Source organism: Aeromonas allosaccharophila (assembly GCF_000819685.1).
GTDB classification, from domain to species: domain Bacteria; phylum Pseudomonadota; class Gammaproteobacteria; order Enterobacterales; family Aeromonadaceae; genus Aeromonas; species Aeromonas allosaccharophila.
The window spans coordinates 39502-55314 of record NZ_CDBR01000089.1; the positions used below are offsets into that span (position 1 = coordinate 39502).

Annotated in this window: 15 protein-coding genes and 4 pseudogenes; 10 read left to right on the top strand and 9 right to left on the bottom strand. The window is 55.5% G+C overall.

The window, feature by feature from the left end; all coding sequences use genetic code 11:
• The first annotated feature begins 94 nt into the window (after positions 1-94).
• From BN1115_RS15350 to BN1115_RS15375, 6 genes are all read left to right on the top strand, one after another.
• Positions 95-733: a TetR family transcriptional regulator gene (locus BN1115_RS15350; protein WP_042657837.1), complete on the top strand. Its 639-nt coding sequence runs from the start codon at positions 95-97 to the stop codon at positions 731-733.
• A gap of 108 nt (positions 734-841) precedes the next feature.
• Positions 842-1393: a class I SAM-dependent methyltransferase gene (locus tag BN1115_RS15355; RefSeq protein WP_042657838.1), complete on the top strand. Its 552-nt coding sequence runs from the start codon at positions 842-844 to the stop codon at positions 1391-1393.
• Between the two features lie 192 nt (positions 1394-1585).
• Complete coding sequence (locus BN1115_RS15360) at positions 1586-2776, top strand: dicarboxylate/amino acid:cation symporter (protein WP_042657839.1); 1191 nt, start codon at positions 1586-1588, stop codon at positions 2774-2776.
• A 226-nt stretch (positions 2777-3002) separates the two neighbouring features.
• On the top strand, positions 3003-3317 hold the full coding sequence (locus tag BN1115_RS15365; RefSeq protein ID WP_042657840.1) for a DUF134 domain-containing protein: 315 nt from the start codon (positions 3003-3005) through the stop codon (positions 3315-3317).
• Complete coding sequence (locus BN1115_RS15370; RefSeq protein WP_042657841.1) at positions 3314-3802, top strand: NifB/NifX family molybdenum-iron cluster-binding protein; 489 nt, start codon at positions 3314-3316, stop codon at positions 3800-3802. Before BN1115_RS15365 ends, BN1115_RS15370 begins: the two co-directional genes overlap by 4 nt.
• A gap of 126 nt (positions 3803-3928) precedes the next feature.
• The gene (locus BN1115_RS15375) at positions 3929-4114 is read left to right on the top strand and encodes a hypothetical protein (protein WP_005338109.1); all 186 of its coding nucleotides are present in this window, start codon (positions 3929-3931) and stop codon (positions 4112-4114) included.
• A gap of 151 nt (positions 4115-4265) precedes the next feature.
• On the opposite strand, the pseudogene BN1115_RS15380 reads toward BN1115_RS15375, so the two are convergent.
• The 5 genes and pseudogenes from BN1115_RS15380 to kdgK all read right to left on the bottom strand — a co-directional run bounded on the left by BN1115_RS15380 (position 4266) and on the right by kdgK (position 9170).
• A pseudogene (locus tag BN1115_RS15380) lies at positions 4266-5390 on the bottom strand (HD domain-containing phosphohydrolase).
• A gap of 548 nt (positions 5391-5938) precedes the next feature.
• Positions 5939-6934 carry a 2-keto-3-deoxygluconate transporter gene (gene kdgT / locus BN1115_RS15385; protein ID WP_042056852.1) on the bottom strand — a complete coding sequence of 332 codons (996 nt, stop codon included), beginning with the start codon at positions 6932-6934 and terminating at the stop codon, positions 5939-5941.
• 63 nt (positions 6935-6997) lie between these two features.
• The gene (locus BN1115_RS15390; RefSeq protein ID WP_042657842.1) at positions 6998-7471 is read right to left on the bottom strand and encodes a NanQ anomerase/TabA/YiaL family protein; all 474 of its coding nucleotides are present in this window, start codon (positions 7469-7471) and stop codon (positions 6998-7000) included.
• Between the two features lie 135 nt (positions 7472-7606).
• Positions 7607-8227 (bottom strand): bifunctional 4-hydroxy-2-oxoglutarate aldolase/2-dehydro-3-deoxy-phosphogluconate aldolase, encoded by a 621-nt coding sequence (locus BN1115_RS15395; RefSeq protein WP_042657843.1) that lies wholly within the window; start codon positions 8225-8227, stop codon positions 7607-7609.
• A complete protein-coding gene (gene kdgK, locus BN1115_RS15400; protein ID WP_042657844.1) occupies positions 8211-9170 on the bottom strand; it encodes a 2-dehydro-3-deoxygluconokinase in 960 nt (319 codons plus the stop codon). Before kdgK ends, BN1115_RS15395 begins: the two co-directional genes overlap by 17 nt.
• A 249-nt stretch (positions 9171-9419) precedes the next feature.
• Here kdgK and kdgR point away from each other — a divergent pair, with 249 nt between their 5' ends.
• Positions 9420-10214, top strand: coding sequence for a DNA-binding transcriptional regulator KdgR (gene kdgR, locus BN1115_RS15405; protein ID WP_042657845.1), 795 nt, complete (start codon positions 9420-9422; stop codon positions 10212-10214).
• A gap of 70 nt (positions 10215-10284) precedes the next feature.
• On the opposite strand, the gene BN1115_RS15410 is transcribed toward kdgR, so the two are convergent.
• From BN1115_RS15410 to kduI, 3 genes are all read right to left on the bottom strand, one after another.
• Positions 10285-10866, bottom strand: a complete 582-nt coding sequence (locus BN1115_RS15410; RefSeq protein WP_244152288.1) for a YgjV family protein — start codon at positions 10864-10866, stop codon at positions 10285-10287.
• Positions 10867-10875: 9 nt separating this feature from the next.
• On the bottom strand, positions 10876-11637 hold the full coding sequence (kduD, locus tag BN1115_RS15415; protein WP_042657847.1) for a 2-dehydro-3-deoxy-D-gluconate 5-dehydrogenase KduD: 762 nt from the start codon (positions 11635-11637) through the stop codon (positions 10876-10878).
• An 84-nt stretch (positions 11638-11721) separates the two neighbouring features.
• Positions 11722-12558 (bottom strand): 5-dehydro-4-deoxy-D-glucuronate isomerase, encoded by an 837-nt coding sequence (gene kduI, locus BN1115_RS15420; RefSeq protein WP_042020308.1) that lies wholly within the window; start codon positions 12556-12558, stop codon positions 11722-11724.
• Positions 12559-13160: 602 nt separating this feature from the next.
• Here kduI and rimO point away from each other — a divergent pair.
• Entirely contained in the window at positions 13161-14588 is a 1428-nt protein-coding gene (gene rimO / locus BN1115_RS15425) for a 30S ribosomal protein S12 methylthiotransferase RimO (protein ID WP_244152289.1), read from the top strand.
• Positions 14589-14640: 52 nt separating this feature from the next.
• On the opposite strand, the pseudogene BN1115_RS15430 reads toward rimO, so the two are convergent.
• Positions 14641-15213 (bottom strand): annotated as a pseudogene (locus tag BN1115_RS15430) (IS1595 family transposase); the annotation flags it as partial.
• Positions 15214-15300: 87 nt separating this feature from the next.
• On the opposite strand from BN1115_RS15430, the pseudogene BN1115_RS15435 reads away from it, so the two are divergent.
• Positions 15301-15582: pseudogene (locus tag BN1115_RS15435) on the top strand (IS5/IS1182 family transposase); the annotation flags it as partial.
• 86 nt (positions 15583-15668) lie between these two features.
• Positions 15669-15813 (top strand): annotated as a pseudogene (locus BN1115_RS22380) (IS110 family transposase); the annotation flags it as partial.

The window sequence follows — 15813 nt, forward strand, 5'->3', positions numbered from 1 at the left end:
GGCCCTGTTGGTAAATAGTCGAAAGATGAGGCAATATACATACATTCATAAATGTATGTAAGTGACTTTTTGCTTGCATGAGGCACAAATTTCGATGGCCAGACGAACCAAAGAAGAGGCGCAGCAAACCCGCTGCCACATCATGAGCACGGCGCTGGATCTGTTCTGCTCTCAGGGCCTGGCCAAGACCAGCCTGACCGACATCGCCAGGGCGGCAGACCTGACCCGCGGGGCCATCTATTGGCACTTCAAGAACAAGGATGAACTCTTCATTTCGCTCTGGCAGGAGCTCTGCAGCCCCCTTGCCCACCAGCTCGATGCCTGCCTCAATCCAGATGAGCCGGATCCGCTGGGGCAACTGCGCCTCTTCTTCGAAGGGGTGCTCCACAGCTTCATTCACAATCCGGCCCAGCGGCAGATGTTCACCATCCTGTTCAATCTCGAATCGCTGGAGGGGGAAGCCATTTCCCTGCGCGAACATATCCGCAGCCAGTCCGCCAACTTCTTCCGGGATCTGGAGACGACCCTGGCCAACGCGGTACGCCGGGGCCAGCTGCCCGCCAACCTCAACCTGCAGCGCGCCGCCACCCTGCTCCACTGCACCCTGGATGGCTACATCATCAACTGGCTGCACTTTCCGGGGCGGATCGACCTGCAGAGTGAGTCCGGCTTCCTGATAGAGAGCATGTTCACCATGCTGGCCCAGCCCCACGGGCCCGCCTGCGGCCGCTAACCGGCTCCGGCAACTCCCACACATCTAAACAACCGGGGTCTGACCGCTCGCTTTGGCAGTCAGGCCCCGATTTGTTAAAATGTGCGCCCCCTGCTTGAGGTAACCCCTGTGCCACACTCCGACGCCATCCCCGCTTCCCGGCCCTTGAACGACCAGCATGCCCGCGCTCGGGTCGCCTTTGTGGCGCGCCTCAAACCCGGTGCCCATCTGCTCAATGGTCAGTGCGGTATGGGGGAGGATCTGTGCTGGCTGCGTGCAGAGGGGTATGTGGTCACCGCCTGTGACGCGGTGCTGGCCGACGCCAAAGTTGCCTCGCAGCAATCCGGACAAGCGGTGCGGGTATGCCCGCTGGCGCCGATGCACTCGGTGCTCCCTTACGATGGCATCTGGCTAAGCCGCCCGCTTGATAGCGAAGCAGCTACCCTTGCCCCCCTGTTGCAACAACTGGCGACCCTGCTCAAAGCAGGCGCTCCGCTCTGCTTCCCTCTGCAGCCAAGCGGCAAGATAAGCCACGATCAGCTACAGCAACTGGTCACCACATCCGGCATAGCGCTGCAACTGGCTCCGTTCAAAACCGTACCAACCAACACGTCAGATTCCGCAAGTCAACACGCCAGCCAATACGTCATCATGCTGCGTGGCGATCATCCGGCTACCTAACGGGCTAATTCAGCACGGATTTTCCAGCTCAACGCCAAGCCGACAGCTAGTCGGCGATCTTGGCTTTCGACAATATTTAACTCGGCGTTAACGCATAAAAGGCAGACATAACACGGCTTACGTGTTAAAAAGTGTGATTAACATCAAATTTTAATAACAAAACAGACAATACAACCAACTCCGGATTTCCTTATGAAACTTGTCCTGAAACTCATTGCTGGCATCCTTGCCGGTCTCTTGCTCGGTCTCTACGCCCCTGAGTGGGTGGCGCGCGTGCTGTTTACGGCCAAGACAGTGATAGGTCAGCTGATCACCTTCACCATTCCGCTCATCATTCTGTTCTTCATCATGAGCGGCATCGCCAGCCTGCCGAAAAACTCCGGCAGGCTGCTGGGCAAAACCGTGGCCCTCTCCTACTGCTCCACCATTCTGGCGGGGCTGTTCGCCTTTACCGTGGCAAGCCACCTGATCCCGCAGCTCACCACCGCCGCCGAGCCCACCACGGCCACGGCCATCAAGCTCGCCTCCTACGTCAATCTGGAGATCCCGCCGCTGTTTGGCGTGATGTCGGCGCTGGCCGCCGCCTTTGTGTTCGGCATCGGCATCAGCGCCACCCAGGCCACCGATCTGCGCCGGGTAGCCGATCAGGGGCGTGACATCATCGACCGCCTGCTGGCCAAGGTGATCATCCCGCTGCTGCCGTTCTATATCGCCGGGGTCTTTGTCGAGATGACGGTAGAAGGCACCGTGTTCGCTACCCTGAAAACCTTCGGCGTGGTGCTGGTGATGGCGATCCTGATGCACTGGATCTGGCTCTCCGTGCTGTTTATCGGCACCGGTCTGGCCCTTGGCCGCTCACCGGCACAGCTCATCAAGAACATGCTGCCCGCCTACTTCACCGCGCTGGGGACCATGTCGAGCGCCGCCACCATTCCGGTCGCCCTGCAATCGAGCAAGAACAACGGGGTGAGCGACGGCATCGCCAACTTCACCGTGCCGCTATGCGCCACCATTCACCTCTGTGGCTCCACCATTACCCTGGTCACCTGCGCCACCGCGGTGATGTTCCTCTCCGAACATCTGGCCATTCCGGGCATCGAGACCATGCTCCCCTTCATCATGATGCTGGGGGTGATCATGATCGCCGCACCGGGTGCGCCGGGTGGTGGCGTGATGTCGGCGCTGGGCCTGCTCACCTCCATGCTCGGCTTCGGTGAAGCCTCCATCGCCCTGATGATCGCCCTCTATCTGGCACAGGACAGCTTCGGCACCGCCTGCAACGTCACCGGTGACGGCGTGATTGCCCTGTGGGCCGATCGCTTCGCCAACGGCAGCGAGAGCACTGAAAGCGCATCCCCTGTGGCCGAGGCCGAACAGGCGTAAGCTCGCCGGGAAGGCAACCGCCATCCTCTATCAAAAACCGCAGGCCCGAACCATGTTCGGGCCTGCGTCGTTTCTGCCACCTTCACTACTTTTGTACGTCTTCCTCTCCCCCCTCTTTACCCCTCTCTGCCATAAACAGCATTCGCGCAACCCTCTACATCCGACAAAATTATTGGCATATGCCACATATGAGCGTATAAATGGCGTATGCCAATTAGGAGCCACCATGCCAAGACCCAAGATTGCCCGCCAGATCTGTGGCCGCCCCGCCAACAGCTGCTTCAAACCCAATGGCCGCCCCATGCACCAGCTGGAGCAGGTCACCCTGGCCCCTGACGAGTTCGAGGCGCTGCGCCTCGTCGACCTTCAAGGAATGCAGCAGCAGGAGGCCGCTCTGGTGATGGGGGTCTCTCGTCAGACCCTGGCCAATATCCTGAAAAAAGGGCGCTACAAGGTGGTGGAATGTCTGAGTCTGGGCAAAGCATTGATGATGCAACCTGCCGAGCCCGACCACCAAACCAGTGGAGAAGATCCGAAATGAATGCTGTCACAAACATCCCCTGTAACAGCGCTCTGATGCTGAGTCAGGGCCTGCTGGCCGGCCACTTTACCCGTGCCGAGCAGTTGCAGATCCTCAGCCCCGAAGGGAGCGTCATCGCCACCCTGGCCAACCCGGCCGCAGCCGAAGGCTGCCACGGCAAGCAGGGGCTGCTCGACGCCCTCGCTCATCATCAGGTGGGTCAGTTGGTGGTGCGCAATATCGGCGAGCGGATGCTGGGGCGCCTGCTGGCGGCCAATATCCGGGTGCTGCAGTGCCGCTCTGCCCGCCTGCCGCTACCCGCGCTGCTGGCCCCTGCCAATCTGCAACCTCTCACCGAGGCCAGTCAGGGCCGCCCGTCTCGCCGTCATCAGAGCAAGGCGGCGATCCGTGCCATCCAGCCTGTTGGCACTGGCCAGAGCCATGCCGATTGTCATGGTGGTTGCAACAGCAACTCAGGTCACTGTTGCGCCAGTGGTGGCAATTAGGCAGAGAGCCCACGACAAGGCCATACTTGTTGTCACGGCAATGAGGGCGCAGGCCAACAGGGCGGTTGCTGCCATCATCACTGATGCCATCGCCGTGCATGTCATCACCATCAAGGAGAAGAGATCATGTCCATCTGGTTGTTGAGCCTGCTCGCCTCGTTCGTACTGATCCTGGCCATGGGCACCATCATCTGGTGGCGCCAATACCAGCTTGCCCAGAAGCGGGAAGATAAAGAGGTGCGCCCCTGTGGCTGCTCCAGCGCCTGCGCGGATCACCTCTACCAGATCAGCGAGCCGACGCCCAAAAAGTAAACTGACCGCAAACGCCATAATAAGGTCGGCAAAATAAAGGCGCATGAAATAGAAAGGCGCATAAAAGAGAGGGGCACCTGCTGGTGCCCCCTCTCTATTTATTCCTCGTCATGCTTGAACCACTGCTTGCCCCCGCACTCACCACGACCGCTCAACCCGACTCAGCACCGCTGGCCGTCTCTCCCGCCGAACGGGCCGGATCCTGATACTGCTGATAGATGGCATAAAACTCGGCCTTGTTGTGCAGGGCCGCGGCGACGCAGGCAGGATCGAACTGGCTGCCGGCATGCTCCTCCAGATAGGCAAACGCCATCTCGAACGGTCAGGCCTGCTTGTAGGGGCGCTCGCTGGTCAGGGCATCAAACACATCGGCTACCGTCACGATGCGGGCCGCCAGCGGAATGGCCTCCCCCACCAATCCTTGCGGATAACCGGTGCCGTCGAAGCGCTCGTGATGATAGGCAATAATATTGGTCAGCATATCGGTGTGATGAATGCCATCGAGACCAAACTCGTTGATCATCAGGTTGATCATCTCCTGCCCCTTGCCGGGGTGGCTCTTCATCACCTCAAACTCTTCCGGCCCCAACTTGCCCGGCTTGAGCAAAATGGCATCCGGCACCGCGATCTTGCCGATGTCGTGCAGCTCCGAGAAGAGATAGATAAACTCCACCTCCTCATCGCTCAACCCGCAACTCGGTGCCAGTGTCCTGGCGATCAGCCGGGAGTAGGCCGACATCCGGTGCAGATGGTTGGCGGTCTCCTCATCCCGATAACGGCTGAACTCCCGCGCCGTAGTCAGCGCGCCGCCAAGGGTCTGGATGGAGAAAAACTCCACCGCAATGATGGCCGACAACACCTGGGCATAGGCCGACAGCTCGCTGCGGATCGGCTCGTTGAAGTAGCGCGGCTCCATCGCATCGCAAAACAGAAAGCCAAACAACTTGCTGTTGAACAGCAGCGGCTCGGTATAGCTGGAGGCATAGCCCGCCTCCAGCAGCTTGCGGCTGTGCTCCGACGCCGAGCCACGCAGGGCGTCGAGATTGCCGAGCACCCGGGGCTGCTTGTGCTCCGCCAGATAGCGCAGGGAGGGGACATCGCTCAACTTCACCTCATACTGCACCAGCGGCGAGTGCCCCTCGGTACTGTGGGCGAAGGTCTTGAGCTGATCCGTATGGGGATCATAAATCGCGATGGCCACCCGGCTCAGCTTGTCAAAACGCTCGCGCAGCGTGGCATGCACGCTCTGCATTCTCTCGCCAAATGAACTTTCCATCGCCTTCTCCACCGGATCCCCGTGGTGGGAGTATAGTGACTCCCGTTGCAACCCTCCCTGCCATTGAGCCGAAAATGACAGGAAAGCCAACAAAGCGGGATCCCCGTAACAGGCCCCGCGACAGGGGCAATAGCCCTATCGAGGGTGCGTCATTTCCGGCCATTGGTGCGACCCAATCCTGCCTGCCCGGAGATATTGTTCGGTTCTGCCATGCTGGCTGTATAGTTTTTGGTTAACCATTCCGGTAAAATCCGCGCCCTTGAATAAGAGCCACCTAAGAGTGATTGAGCGATGTCCAACACAAAACAGGCCCCCAAAGTAGGATTCGTCTCCTTGGGTTGCCCAAAAGCGCTTGGTTATTAATAGCCCCCACTAGGGTGGAAATAAAATTTCCACATTGGCACTTACAATTAAGTTTAGGATTCGCAGATCAACGTTATCATCAGAAATTTTTCACTACGCAGTTAAAATAAATAAAGCCTCTAACATGATGCATGTCAGCGGCTTTATTACATAAAAAATAAACATGGTACGGTTAAATGGTCATATCAGGCACTGCGTGATGTAGCTTGAACCGTGTCGATCATAACATTTTCCTTAATCGAGAACCTCTTACTGTAAATAGCAGTAAGGATAGGGACAAGCACAGCCGTTACGATCACACAGGTTGCAACCAGCGCGGTTGCAGATTGAGCCACTGGTGCAAACGCCGGGTTCATCTGGGCGATTATCATCGGGTTGGCAACGGCAGCCCCGGCGGTGGAAGAAGCCGCTACCCCAGCAGTACCATTACCACCAGCCAGCCACTTGTCGGCGAAGATGAGTGGGATCCCGGTGATAACAATCACTGCCAAGCCAAGCAAAATTCCGAGTAACCCAGTCTCTATGATGACTGAGAAGTTGATGGTATTGCCCAGTGCAAAACCGAAGAAGGGGATCAGAGTACCGGTGGCTTTACTGAAGAACTCCTTAAGATCAGAGTCCAAATTACCAAGAGCAAAACCGATAAGGAAAGGTAGGACCGCCCCAACAAAATGGTGTCCCTGGAAGGAGGCCAGCCCTGTTGCACCAAGGATAACCATGGTCATCAGAGGACCGGACTCGATAGACATTAACACGAACGCGCCGGACTCTTCCTTAGTGCCGTACTGGTTCATCAGGCTGGCATAAAGACCGCCGTTAGTCATATCCATAGCTGAGACGAGAGCCAGAGTGGACAATCCCGCGAGCAGACCGGCCTCAATACCGTGCTCGGGTAGCAGTTGGGATGCCAGTACAGCAACCAACCAAGCTACCGCTATTTTGGTGACTACAAGTACACCGGATTTGCGGATCACGGTGCCGGTGGCTTTGAGATTGATGGAAGCGCCGATACAGAAGAACCAGACCGCCAAGATTGGTACTGTACCTGTGATGATCCCTTTGGTGAAGCCACCATAATACTCTGCGGTACCGGGAGCAAATGTATTCAAAGTTGCGCCCAGAAGCAGCGGGATCAGCATGATCCCCCCCGGAATTTTATCCAACGTCTGTTTGATTTTCATATAGACCTCAATAATGGCAAAAGAAATAATGTAAAAATTTTCAATTCTGAATTTTTAATAATTTTATTGATTGGCCAACCACGTTTTGCTGACCTTGAACACAGCTTTTTTTATCTTTTCCGATGTATTTACTTGGCAAGTCGGACGATGAACTTCACCCGGATAAAAAATGGCAAAATCACCCGTTCCAAGTAGTATCCGATTGGTAATTTCATCTTGGTCAATGAAAATCAAGTCAGGCTTGGTTTCCTGATATGAATGTGGAGAGGTAATGGTTGCACTGGTAGCGATTACCTCTTGGCCACACAACAGTATTTGAATATCGATAAACTGATCATGAAATTCACTCTTCAAGCAATCTTCAGGAGCAGTGGTTGGGCTTGAAATAAGATAAAAAACGTCATTCTCGATTATGTCGAACTTTCCATCCTGCTGGCTCAGCAAATGCTGATGGGAGCACTCTTCTCTTTGTAAAAGCTGCAATAACGGAGTGGGTAACATCGCCATTCCGAGTTGATTTATATTACCGATGATCATGAGCCGGATTTCCTTGTCGCGTTGTCCGTCTTGATCGTCGGTACAGGCAGGCGAGCGCCGTCCATCGAGCGAGTAAGATCGGAGTTATCGTTACGTATCTGTGGTATGGGCCCAGTGGCCGAGCCCGAATGAGAGTTAGAGTGCCGCCATGGCATCCCGTGCAAGCGAGCCAATCTTGTCCCACTCCCGCCGCTCGATGAGATCAGCCGGGACCATCCAGGTACCGCCGCAGGCAAACACTGTCCCTTGGGCCAGATAATCCTTCACATTACTCGGGCTGATACCGCCGGTAGGCATAAAAGTAACGGGATAGACGGCGCTTAGGGCCTTGAGCATGGCCAGCCCGCCGGAAGCCTCTGCCGGGAAGAACTTGAGTGTATGCAGACCAAGCTCCATTGCTTGCTCAACCAGGCTGGGATTATTGACTCCAGGGATGATAGGTACACCTCGCGCCTGGCAATACTGAACGATCCGTGGATTGAGTCCTGGGCTGACGATGAAATCCACCCCTGCTTCTATAGCCTGATCCACTTGGGCTGTAGTGAGCACGGTCCCCGCCCCGATGGTCATGTTGGGGAAGGCTGCTCGCAATTGACGGATTGCATCGGCCGCAGCGGGTGTGCGGAAAGTGATTTCCGCGCTCGGCATGCCGTTGTCCATCAAAGCCTGACCAAGGGCCACGGCATCATCGGCATTCTTGATAGCGATGACGGGGATGATCTTCAGGCTGGACAGTTGTTCAAGCAATACTGACATGGGATTCCTCACTGGCATTGGTGGTGGCTGGCATCGCCAGCAAAGGGATGATGGCGCCGCGATGCTGAATAACAGTGCTCGCCAGTCGATGGGCATATTGTGCTGAGTCGTTTACCGAGGCGTTGGCCAGTCGTTTGGCAAGGTAACCTGCGCTGAACGAGTCACCAGCCGCCGTAGTGTCTATCACCTGCGTCTGTGCCAGTGACACGGCAGGAACTTCATTGCACCGTTCGTCCTGCACGATGAGGCAGGACTCTGCACCACGTTTGACAACTATTTCACTGACTCCAAGGGCCTGAGTCCGCGCCAGCGTCTGATCAACCTGGCTATCTCCCCACAAGGCGTACTCGTCATCGAGTGTCAGGAAAGCAAGGTCAGTCAGCGTCAGCATGGCGTGATAGGCCTGCTGTGCCGCTTCGCGGCTTTCCCAAAGGCGTGGCCGGTAGTTGTTGTCAAAGGCGATCTTCACCCCGGCAGCGCGACACTCGGCAAGACGTTGCAGCAGGGTTTCCCTGTCCGCTTGGGACAGGATGGCTAGGCTGATACCACTCAAATAGATGTAGTCGAACTCGTGCAATTGCTGGCAGATATGCTCAGCTTCATCGCCTTGCAACCAGTAACGGGCAGCCGCATCGCTGCGCCAGTAATGGAAGGTCCGCTCGCCGTGCTCGTCAGTTTCAATGAGGTAGAGACCGGGCAATTTGTGAGCAAAACGCTGCACCAGATCGGTATGGACACCTTCCTGTTGCCACTGCTGCAACATGGTATTGCTGATGGCATCGGTTCCCATTGCGGTCACATAGTGTACGGCCAGCTCAGTGTTGGCTCGTGCCAGATAGACAGCCGTGTTGAGCGTATCTCCACCGAAATGGCGGACGATGTTCACCTTGCTCTCCGATAGCTCGATCATGCATTCGCCAATGACGGCAACCTTGATAGCCATATGTCCTCCCACTTTTATGATGGGTCCATTCTATTTAATGAAACGAAACTATCAAATGAATTGAAACGCCATTTCATTAAATTGTGACGGAACGCAAAGGTTCTTCAGCCTGAGGAGGATGCCCGGCGTGAGAAGCGTTTTAAATGGTTCTGTTTGATACCGTAATCAGGTAAGGTAGCTGCGACCTTGGCTATGATTGCGCGCTTGTTTCAAATATAATGAAACGATAGATTTTATAAGGGGATATAGATGTCAGCGGTAGATAACTCACCGGATTCGGTCTCGTCAGTACTGAAAGTGTTCGGTATCTTGCAGGCCTTGAGTGAACAAAAAGATATCGGAGTGACTGAGCTGTCCCAGCGGATCATGATGTCAAAAAGCACTGTTTATCGTTTTTTGCAGACCATGAAGACGCTTGGTTATGTCAATCAGGAAGGGGAGACTGACAAGTACACCCTTAGTCTGAAGCTTTTCGAACTGGGTGGAAGAGCGCTGGAGCACCAGGATTTGATCCAAATCGCTGATGTCCAGATGCACCGTTTGGGTAAGTTGACCAAAGAAACGCTGCACCTGGGGGCACTAGATGAAAACAGTGTCGTCTATCTGCACAAGATCGACTCCGAGTACAATCTGCGTATGTACTCCCGTATCGGTCGCCGCTGCCCACTCTACAGCACCGCGCTTGGCAAGGTAATGATGGCTTGGCTACCAGAAGAAGAGGTGCGGAGCATGTTGGCCGGAGTAACGTTTGAGCGCTTCACCGAACATACCCTGGCCAATGTTGATGCCCTGTTGGCGGAGCTGGCCCAGGTGCGCGGGCAAGGCTATGCGGAAGACAATGAAGAAAATGAGAACGGGCTGCGTTGCTTCGGTGTGCCTATCTACAACCGGATGGGACGCATCATCACCGGGCTCTCTTTGTCACTACCGATAGTCCGTTTTGAAGAAAGCAAACGTGCCGAACTTATTAGTTTACTACATGAAGCTGCTGCCCGCATTTCGGCGGAGCTTGGCTATCACGACTATCCCTTTACCTCAAACTGAGAGTGTAAGCGCCTTACTTAGCCTCATCATATGAGTGGATGCCAGTCAGGCATCCACTCAATGCTCCCGGTTATCGAACCCGACCGAGCGGCGCTACACCTTGGTGTCGGTAGAGGGAAACCATGGTGTAGCCATTGATGACGAAAAACATCCCCTCTAACAGACTCCCGCCGATCGAGCCAGCCCAGAGGTTGTGCACAACCCAACAGAGACTGCTGACCAGCATGCACCCTCGCAGTGGTAGTCCATCCAATCTGAACAGGGCATAGGTACTCAACGTGGTTCCCGTCAGGGTGAGCAATTGCATGGGATGTTCCAGCTGAGGAAGCACCAGCACCCAAACCAACACAATAAAGCTCCACATGACGCTTAACGTTCGGTGGTATCCAGAGACCCACGTGCGGACTGCACACAGCAGGCAGTTTATGGCGGCGACCGTCGCACCGAGCATCATAAAGTGCATAGCCAAAAGTACCCCATTAAGGGTCAGGTGCCGCCGCAATTTCTGATCCTGGTGTTGCAAAAAAGCGGTGGCACCGATAGCGCAAGCCAGCAACCCAAGGAGCTGGGCCAGCCAAGGTGCATCAAGATGCATAGGGTAAATTCCGTAACAGGATTGAACAAAAAAGGCGCCATTGGCGCCTTGTTGCATCTTAAGAGATCAGCGGGCCAACCAGCCACCATCCACAGCGATTGTGTAGCCATTGATGTAGTCGGAAGCCGCAGAGGCAAGGAAGACTGCCGGGCCCATCATGTCATCGGGTACACCCCAACGTCCGGCCGGGATCCGTTCCAGAATGGCGGCATTGCGATCCTCATCTGCACGCAGTGCTGTCGTATTGTTGGTGGCCATGTAACCGGGAGCAATGGCGTTCACGTTGATACCTTGGCTTGCCCATTCATTGGCCAGCAGGCGGGTGATCCCCATCACGCCGCTCTTGGAGGCGGTGTAGGAAGGCACTCTGATCCCGCCCTGATACGAGAGCATGGAGGCAATATTGATGATCTTGCCGCCCAGGCCCTGAGCGATAAACTGCTTCGCGACTGCTTGGGACATGAAGAAGACGCTCTTGATGTTGATGTTCATCACATCATCCCAGTCCTTCTCGCTGAAGTTGATGGCGTCTTCGCGGCGAATGATGCCAGCGTTGTTGACCAGGATGTCGACCCGACCAAACCGGGAGACGGCCTGATCCACCAGTCCTGGTAAGGTATCAACCTTGCTGACGTCGGCCTTGAGACTAAGGAACTGGCGGCCAATGGCCTCGACCTTGGCAATGGTATCGGTAGGCTCGACAATGTTGACACCAACGATTTCACAGCCTGCCTGAGCCAGGCCCAACGCCATACCCTGACCCAGACCGGTATCGCAACCGGTCACGATGGCAATCTTACCCTTCAAATCGAATGCATTGAGAATCATCTTATTTCCTCTGCTGCCACCCAGCGTGACAGTCTTGATGGTGGTGATGCGGGCCATCTGAAGCGGGCCCGGACATAAAGGGAATTAACGCAGATCCTCGATGGCAACATGATCCATGTCACCGAACACCTGATTCTCACCGACCATGCCCCAGATAAAGGTATAAGCCTGGGTACCTACCCCGGAGTGAATGGACCAACTTGGCGAGATCACTGCCTGCTCGTTGTGGATCAGCAAATGGCGAGTCTCGTCAGGCTTGCCCATCATGTGGAATACAGCCGCATCCTCTTTCATGTTGAAGTAGAAGTAGACCTCCATACGACGCTCATGAGTGTGGCAAGGCATGGTGTTCCACAAACTACCTTCCTCCAGCTGGGTCATGCCCATTACCAATTGACAGGTCGGCAGTACATCCGGCACCAGGTATTTGTAGATGGTGCGACGGTTGCTGGTAGACGCGTCACCGATGGTGCTGGGGGAAGCCTGCTCCTTGGTGACTTTGCGGGTCGGGAAATGCATGTGGGCCGGAGCACTGTTGTAGTAAAACTTGGCCGGTTGCGAGGCATCGACGCTGGCAAAACTTAGCTCCCTGGCGCCCTGTCCCACGTAAAGCGCTTCGGCATTACCGACTTCAAAGGTGGTTCCATCCACAGTAACCACACCGGGGCCACCGATGTTGATAAGCCCAAGCTCGCGACGTTCGAGGAAATAGCTGACACCAAAGGTCTTACCTAGCTCGTCTGAGAAACCAAGCGGACCGTTAACCGGCATCATGCCACCGAACACGATGCGATCGATGTGGCTGTAGGTCATGGTCAGCTTGTTCGGGGTGAAGATCTCCTCAACCAGAAACTCACGGCGCAGGCCCTGAGTATCAAGTTGCTTGGCATGGTCGCTATGGATGCTTTGACGAATTTGCATAATGAACCTCAATTCAGGGCCTTTACGGCATCAATGACTGCGTACTTACGCTTTACTTTGTGGAACGCACGATACCAATAAATGGAAACGTCATCAATTTAAAAATGAAACGTTGTTTTGATTTTGTGATTTTGAGCTAATTCCGGGAAACTGACACTTCGGGTGTTTGTCAGGCCACAAAGGCAAGTCGGTAAGTAGTAGCGATATGGGGATGGAAATAGCTGCTGAGAGCACAGGAGTCATCCCTGAGCTGAGTTCTCTTTGTAAAGTGAACCCTTCTTCGTGCCATCCGGGTGATTCTTGGGTACCAAGATGATGGCGAGCGAGTTTTGCACAAACCCCACTTTGCAGTTGGAGGATAGACTCATTTGTTTATGGTTGACGCGTATAATGCAGGCCAGAACAAGGCAACATTGTGGTGAGTTTTCAGTCTGGCTCATCAGGCACTCGCCTACCTCTCCCCAACGCCCCCGTAAAAATATTAGAAATACCCATGAGTCTCTGGAAAGTAGATTAAAAAACACCCAACCATGTTCTTCCTCTTTCCTGCTCATCAGGTATAATCCGCCATCTTTTTTTGCATCAGTGACCAGCGACCCCCTATGACTGTCAACCGTTTTGACCCCAGCTCAGACAGCCTGACGCCTGCAACCACGCAGGTTCAGCCATCGGACGACCAACCTGTCCAACAAGCGACTTCCAGCATTATTAGGTCTCACCATCCAAGGATTGGTTTTGTGAGCTTGGGTTGCCCCAAAAACCTGGTCGATTCCGAGCGCATCCTGACCCAGCTGCGTACCGAAGGGTACGACGTGGTGCCCAGCTATGACGATGCCGAGCTGGTTGTCGTCAACACCTGTGGCTTTATCGACAGTGCGGTGCAGGAGTCGCTCGAAGCGATCGGCGAAGCGCTAGCCGAGAACGGCAAGGTGATCGTCACCGGCTGCCTTGGCGCCAAAGAGAATCAGATCCGCGAGATCCACCCCAAGGTGCTCGAGATCACCGGCCCCCACGCCTACGAAGAGGTGCTGGGTCACGTCCACAAATATGTGGCCAAACCGGAGCACAACCCCTTCACCAGTCTGGTACCGGCCCACGGCGTCAAGCTGACCCCGCGCCACTACGCCTATCTGAAGATTTCCGAAGGCTGCAACCATCGCTGCACCTTCTGCATCATCCCCTCCATGCGCGGGGATCTGGTGAGCCGTCCCATCGGCGACGTGCTGGCGGAAGCCAAGCGCCTGAAAGAGGCGGGCGTGAAAGAGATCCTGGTGATCTCTCAAGACACCTCCGCCTACGGCGTTGATGTCAAACACCGCACCGGTTTCTACGACGGCATGCCGGTCAAGACCAGCATGGTCGCCCTGTGCGAAGAGCTGGCCAAGCTCGATATCTGGGTACGTCTGCACTACGTCTACCCCTATCCGCATGTGGATGACGTCATCCCGCTGATGCGCGATGGCAAGGTACTGCCCTACCTCGATATTCCGTTGCAGCACGCCAGCCCCCGCATCCTGAAACTGATGAAGCGCCCGGGTACGGTCGAGCGCACCCTGGAGCGGATCCAGAAGTGGCGCGAGATCTGCCCGCAGATCACCCTGCGCTCCACTTTTATCGTTGGCTTCCCGGGCGAGACCGAGGAAGAGTTCCAGATGCTGCTGGACTTCATCGACAAGGCGGAGCTGGATCGCGTCGGCTGCTTCAAATACAGCCCAGTCGAAGGGGCGCTGGCCAACGAGCTGCCAGATCCGGTACCGGAAGAGGTACAGGAAGAGCGCTTCCAGCGTTTTATGGAGCTGCAACAGCAGGTCTCCATCCGCAAGCTGGCCCGCAAAGTGGGTCAGGAGATGACCATCATCATCGACGAAGTGGACGAAGAGGGTGCCACTGGCCGCTCCTTCGCCGATGCGCCGGAGATCGACGGTCTGGTCTACCTCAACGGCGAAACCAGCCTCAAGCCGGGCGACATGGTCAAGGTGCGGATCGACGAATCCGACGAATATGACCTGTGGGCCAGCCTGATCAGCTAATTAAGGCTTTACCAGCCAAATGAAAAAAGCGCCTGCGGGCGTTTTTTTATGGCTATGTCCCAATTACGTGTTGCATGGGGTGCCCCAGCGCCTCATGCAAACACGCTTTGATATTCACGCCCTTCCCGTAACGCTCCAGCATCCTGCGCCAACCCAGGTAATTCTTCAGGTAGTGCGTCGCCACGCCATGGAACCGCTCCATCCACGCCTTCAACCGATGGTGATACCCGTTCACGTGCTGGATGTGATACGCACCGACCACCCGTTCGCCTTGGCGATTGTGCACTACCTGATGGGTGACGCCCTGCGCTTGGCTAAAACTGGCATACACACCCGCACCATCGCTACACAGCACCGCATCCGGTGACACCAGCGGCGTCAAGACCGCGATGACCGCCTCGGCATTTATCTTCTCCAGCTGAAAATCCGCATGGTGGCCAGCCCTGTCTTGCACCACCATCACCGGAATGTAATCCGGCCCGGTTCCACGGGTGCGCCCCTTGCCACCACGATGCCTTGGCGGACGCGGCAGTCCCCGTTGCCCCTTGAACGATTCAAGGAAGAAGGTCTCGTCTACCTCAACGATGCCCTCTTCCCGGGTGGCCTGATGGGTAGCCATCGCGCGGCGTTGTTGCCCAAATCGATGCAGCTTGAATGGAACTAACTGAGAACTTGGTGATCTGATCACCACCATCCCCTTCAAGTCTGCATCATGGGCAAGTCGCTTCACCCCATCACCAACTGGCCTACACACAACAAGTCTTTGATTAACCGTGGTTCACTCACCTTCTGGGTTGATGCCGAGGCCATGAGCAACTGGTTTCACCACGACCATCATGGGCGGCGGGGGCGCAGCCAGCTTTACACTGACCAGACCATCTGTACCTTTCTGATGCTCAAGGGGATTTTCAATCTCACTCTGCGGGCCACTCAGGGACTACTCGACTCCCTGTTCGAGTTGATGAATGTGCCGTTGTGCACACCGGACTATAGCTAATGGGATGGTCGCCCCTCCCCAAAACGGCATCTGAGTGCCAAAGTGGCGAATGTAAGTTCCCACTGATGAGAGAGGCGACCACCATGAAGGCTACGACTATCGGCATTGATCTGGCAAAACATCTCTTCCAATTACATGGCGTTGATCAACATGGCAAGACGGTCCTCAAGCGACAGTTGAAGCGGGATCAGATGCTCTCATTCTTTACCAATCTTCCTCCTAGCCTGA

What these genes read in the sequence shown, in the direction of transcription:
- BN1115_RS15350 (WP_042657837.1), top strand. Translation starts at nt 95, where the DNA reads ATGGCCAGACGAACCAAAGAAGAGGCGCAGCAAACCCGCTGCCACATC.
- kdgR (WP_042657845.1), top strand. Translation starts at nt 9,420, where the DNA reads ATGTCAGCGGTAGATAACTCACCGGATTCGGTCTCGTCAGTACTGAAA.
- BN1115_RS15360 (WP_042657839.1), top strand. Translation starts at nt 1,586, where the DNA reads ATGAAACTTGTCCTGAAACTCATTGCTGGCATCCTTGCCGGTCTCTTG.
- BN1115_RS15375 (WP_005338109.1), top strand. Translation starts at nt 3,929, where the DNA reads ATGTCCATCTGGTTGTTGAGCCTGCTCGCCTCGTTCGTACTGATCCTG.
- kduI (WP_042020308.1), bottom strand. Translation starts at nt 12,558, where the DNA reads ATGCAAATTCGTCAAAGCATCCATAGCGACCATGCCAAGCAACTTGAT.
- BN1115_RS15390 (WP_042657842.1), bottom strand. Translation starts at nt 7,471, where the DNA reads ATGATCATCGGTAATATAAATCAACTCGGAATGGCGATGTTACCCACT.
- BN1115_RS15370 (WP_042657841.1), top strand. Translation starts at nt 3,314, where the DNA reads ATGAATGCTGTCACAAACATCCCCTGTAACAGCGCTCTGATGCTGAGT.
- kdgT (WP_042056852.1), bottom strand. Translation starts at nt 6,934, where the DNA reads ATGAAAATCAAACAGACGTTGGATAAAATTCCGGGGGGGATCATGCTG.
- BN1115_RS15395 (WP_042657843.1), bottom strand. Translation starts at nt 8,227, where the DNA reads ATGTCAGTATTGCTTGAACAACTGTCCAGCCTGAAGATCATCCCCGTC.
- kduD (WP_042657847.1), bottom strand. Translation starts at nt 11,637, where the DNA reads ATGATTCTCAATGCATTCGATTTGAAGGGTAAGATTGCCATCGTGACC.
- BN1115_RS15410 (WP_244152288.1), bottom strand. Translation starts at nt 10,866, where the DNA reads ATGCAACAAGGCGCCAATGGCGCCTTTTTTGTTCAATCCTGTTACGGA.
- rimO (WP_244152289.1), top strand. Translation starts at nt 13,161, where the DNA reads ATGACTGTCAACCGTTTTGACCCCAGCTCAGACAGCCTGACGCCTGCA.
- kdgK (WP_042657844.1), bottom strand. Translation starts at nt 9,170, where the DNA reads ATGGCTATCAAGGTTGCCGTCATTGGCGAATGCATGATCGAGCTATCG.
- BN1115_RS15365 (WP_042657840.1), top strand. Translation starts at nt 3,003, where the DNA reads ATGCCAAGACCCAAGATTGCCCGCCAGATCTGTGGCCGCCCCGCCAAC.